This window comes from Schleiferilactobacillus shenzhenensis LY-73, assembly GCF_000469325.1.
GTDB classification, from domain to species: domain Bacteria; phylum Bacillota; class Bacilli; order Lactobacillales; family Lactobacillaceae; genus Schleiferilactobacillus; species Schleiferilactobacillus shenzhenensis.
The window spans coordinates 180,297-184,756 of sequence record NZ_KI271582.1; the positions used below are offsets into that span (position 1 = coordinate 180,297).

The 4,460-nt window shown below is 57.4% G+C and carries 3 protein-coding genes; all 3 read left to right on the forward strand.

Going from position 1 to position 4,460, the window contains the following annotated elements; genetic code table 11:
* The first annotated feature begins 223 nt into the window (after positions 1–223).
* The 3 genes from L248_RS00845 to L248_RS00855 are packed head-to-tail and all read left to right on the forward strand — an operon-like array spanning position 224 to position 4,280.
* Positions 224–757, forward strand: coding sequence for a hypothetical protein (locus L248_RS00845; protein ID WP_022528131.1), 534 nt, complete (start codon positions 224–226; stop codon positions 755–757).
* A 17-nt stretch (positions 758–774) separates the two neighbouring features.
* Complete coding sequence (locus L248_RS00850) at positions 775–2,505, forward strand: ABC transporter ATP-binding protein (protein ID WP_040534161.1); 1,731 nt, start codon at positions 775–777, stop codon at positions 2,503–2,505.
* Entirely contained in the window at positions 2,502–4,280 is a 1,779-nt protein-coding gene (locus tag L248_RS00855) for an ABC transporter ATP-binding protein (RefSeq protein WP_040534163.1), read from the forward strand. The genes L248_RS00850 and L248_RS00855 overlap by 4 nt, the downstream gene beginning before the upstream one ends.
* Positions 4,281–4,460: the final 180 nt, after the last annotated feature.

Here is a 4,460-nt window from a genome sequence, read left to right on the forward strand (position 1 = left end):
ACCCGGCTTCGCACTAGCTTCGCGTCGCCGCCCCCGCCCGCGCAGCCCGTAGTCACCCGGGCCAGCAACCGGACACTAACCTACCTCCCAATCTGCGCATCCCGCGTCCCCTCGAGTCAGCAAAATGACCATGCGGCTCACCCGTGATGGTGTTTCCGCCGGAATTTTGCTAAAGTGGTAACAACGAAACTGTTGGTTAATCCAGTCGAAAGAGTGTGGGCAGATGCGGTGGATCGTGGTGCTGATCGTTGGTCTAGTGATTGCTGGGCTGGCTATTTTTTACGGGGTACGTTACTGGCGGCGGCGTCGGACGATGAAAAATATGCGCGTGTATACCAGTCGCATCACCGCCCGGGTAGTGAACCGGGCCCTGCAGAGCTTGCAGCAGACGACCAGCCAATGGCCCGAGAAGCATCTGCCTTTGACCCCGATTGCCCATACCCGGGACTGGGGGCATAAGGCCATCATGGTCTACGAGTTCGCAGGTACAGGCCCAGTGAAGACAGTCACCCCGGCCGCCCGTAGGGAGCTTCAAGACGCGGTGGACGCGGCCGCGCAAGCCGAAGGTATCGTTGGGACCGTCATCGGTGTGCCGCCGTTTGCTGTTGTGGACGTATGGCAGCGCCAAGGCGAACGGCACTTTTCTGTCGCCTTCCAGATCAATCAAGCGACCATTGAATACGTTCAAGATATTACCCGGGCAGCACGGGAAGACGCGGCTGCGGAAGAAGAGAAGAAGAGGAAGAAAAACAACTAGAGAAGGATGGTGTTTGTTTGCGCCTGATGTTACGGTACGTCCTCCGCTATAAGCGCTTACTGCTGGGGAATTTTATTTGTGTGTTCGGCTTTATTATTTTGGAACTAGGACTGCCAACGATGCTGGCCCGGATGATTGATGAAGGAATCAATCAGCGCCGGCCCAGTACCGTCTGGTTTTACGGCATGGTCATGGTCGGCGTGGCCTTAGTGGGTCTGGTCGGGCTCATTGGCTTGGCCTATTTTGCCAGCCGAATTACGACGAACGTGGTGCGGGATATGCGGGACGATATATTTGCCCGGACGATCCGTTTTTCTCACGAAGAACATAACGCCGTGGGGACGGCCTCACTGATTACCCGGACGACGAACGATGCCTTCCAGATCATGAACTTCTTCCAGATGATTCTGCGGATGGGCTTCATGACCCCGCTGATGATCATTGCCAGTGCGTTCCTGATCGTCCAGACCAGTCCCCAGCTGGCCTGGATGGTTTTCATTGGGATTCCGATTCTGCTACTCGGTGTATGGCTGATTGCCGTGCTGTCCAAACCGTTGTCCGAGCAGCAGCAGAGTAACTTGGACCGTATTAACAGCCGCATGCGGGAGCAATTATCCGGCATTCGGGTGATTCGGGCGTTTGTCCGAGAAAAGTTCGAACGCGGCCGCTTTGCGGAAGTGAATAATGCCTACGCCCACAGTTCAATCAAACTCTTCACGCTGATGGCCTTCGCTCAGCCTGGTTTTTCTATGGTCTTGAACATCATTACGGGAGTCATCATTTGGCAGGGTGCCATTGCCATTGGCCAAGGGCAGCTGGCTGTGGGGTCGCTGATCGCCTTCGTGGAGTATATTTTCCATGTGCTTTTTTCATTCATCATGTTTGCCAGTGTGTTCATGATGTATCCCCGTGCGGCCGTGTCCGCCGGGCGTATTCAGGCGTTACTGGATGCCAAAAATGAGATTGAGGGCCGTGACGGGCAAGCTGCCCGCGGCCGCGGCCAAGCCGGGGTCGTCTTTGACCATGTCGATTTTGCGTATCCGGGCAACAGTGAAGCGGCCGTGCTGCAAGACATTTCTTTCTCGGCCCAGCCGGGGCAGACCGTGGCCTTCATCGGCAGTACGGGCAGCGGCAAATCCACCCTGATCCAGCTTCTGCCGCGGTTGTTCGACGTCACCCGCGGAAAAATCACGGTGGACGGGACCGATGTGCGGGACTACGCCGTGCGCAGCTTACGCGCTAAGATCGGTTTTGTGCCGCAAAAAGCCGTCTTGTTCACCGGGACGATTGCCGAGAACCTCCGTTACGGGGCGGCAGAAGCCACTGATAGTGAATTGTGGGACGCCCTGCGCATTGCCCAGGCAGCGGATTTCGTGAAAGAACAGCCAGAAGGGTTGAATAGCGTGCTCGCTGAGGGCGGGGCCAACCTGTCCGGGGGCCAAAAGCAACGGCTGGCGATTGCCCGGGCCATCGTGCGCCGGCCGGATATTTATATTTTTGACGACAGCTTTTCTGCCTTGGATTACCAAACGGATGCCCAGTTGCGGGCCAATTTGGCGGCCGTGACACAGCAAGCCATTGTGTTCATCGTCGCTCAGCGGGTAGGGACCATTCGCCATGCCGATCAGATCATCGTGCTGGACAACGGCGAACTGGTGGGTAATGGCACGCACACGCAGCTGATGGCCACCAATCCGATTTACCAAGAAATTGCCCGGTCCCAGTTAAGCGAGGAGGAATTAGCATGAGCCGTGGATTATTAGCACTGCGCCGTTTGTTCACCTACCTGCGGCCCTATCGCTGGGCCTTCTTTGGTGCGCTGGCGGCCACACTGATTTCTGTCATTAGCAATGCTGTCTGGCCGGTCATCATGGGCTTAGCCATCACCCGGATCGGCGAGAACGTGACCGCCGGCACGGCCATCGATCTGGCTTACGTGGCGAAAGTCGTGGTCGGCATGCTGGCCAACGCGCTGGTTTACCAAGTGACCCTGTTCCTCTCGACTTACTGGATGACAATCGCCGTGCAGCAGGGGATGCGCGACTTGCGGAAGGACTTGACCAGCAAACTCAACCGGCTGCCCGTCCGCTTCTTCGACAGTCATACCCAGGGCAACCTGCTGTCCCGCGTGACCAACGACGTCGACGCCATTACCAACGCCCTGCAGCAGGGGGTGATTCAAGTAGTCACCTCCGTGATTGGTATCGTTCTGGCAGTGGTGATGATGTACACGATTAATTGGGTAATGGCGACCCTGATGCTGTGGATGTTGCCGGCGTCCTTTCTTATCTCTCGCTTGGTGGTCCGGCGCAGCCAGCCGTACTTCCAGGCCCAGCAGAACGCACTGGGCGAGCTGAATGGGACCGTCCAAGAATCCTTCACCGGGTTTACCGTGATCAAGCTGTATGGGCAAGAGCAAGACGCAGAAAAGAAGTTCGCCGGGGCCAACCACAAGCTGGCGGCGAAGGGGTTCAACGCTGCCTTCATCTCCGGTTTGATGAGTCCTTTGGTGGGCTTCACGGCCAGTCTCAGCTATGCTGCGGCGGCCACCATGGGCGGCATGAATGTCCTTGCCGGCCGCATCCCGTTGGGTAACCTGCAAGCCTTCGTCCAGTACATTTGGCAGGTGAATCAGCCGCTGTCCTCCCTGACCCAGCTGTCGGCGGTATTCCAGTCCGCGGCGGCAGCGACCAAGCGGGTCTTCACGATTCTGAATGAACCAGAAGAAGAGGACACCGTGACGGCTCAGCTGCCGGCAAAGATCCAAGGCCGGGTTGAGTTTCGCCACGTTTCCTTCCGGTACCGGCCGGATGTCCCATTGATTGAGGACCTGAACTTTGTCGCTGAACCGGGTCAAACCGTGGCTATCGTGGGACCCACCGGAGCCGGCAAAACGACCATGATCAATCTCCTGCTGCGCTTCTACGACATCGACAGCGGTCAAATTTTGGTGGACGGCGTCGATATTCGCACGATTGCCCGCAGTGCCTTGCGGGAACAATTCGGCATGGTCTTGCAAGATGCTTGGCTGTACCACAGTTCGATTGCCGACAACATCCGCTTCGGCCGGCTGGACGCGGATGAATACCAAGTGGTCCAAGCGGCCAAGACGGCCAACGTGGACCACTTCGTACACACCTTGCCCAATGGTTACCAGATGACCATCAGCGAGGACGCCGACAATATTTCCCAAGGACAGAAGCAGCTCTTGACCATCGCTCGGGCGGTCATCAAGGACCCCCCGATGATGATTCTGGACGAGGCTACCAGTTCTGTGGATACCCGGTTAGAATTATTGCTGCAACGGGCGATGGACCGGGTGATGGCCCACCGGACCAGTTTCGTCATTGCCCACCGCTTGTCCACCATTCGGGATGCCGACTTGATTCTGGTGATGCGGCATGGCCAGATCATCGAGCAGGGGAACCATGCCGCTCTGCTGGCAGCGGATGGGTTCTACGCCCGCTTGTATAATTCCCAGTTTGCGGATGCGGATCAACTGGCGGAAGCGGGGGATGCGTGAGAAAGGCGCCGGGCAAGCCGGAACCGTCTGCTCGTCTAAACGTGTTCTGGCCTCTGGTGTAAACGGGCGGAGCCGAGCAGGCCACCATGGTTTAAGGACCCTAAGGGACTGGGACAAAATTCATATTCCGCGACGTACTGAGTGCCAACGCGTAGCAAGCGGAGGCAAAACGGGCTCAGT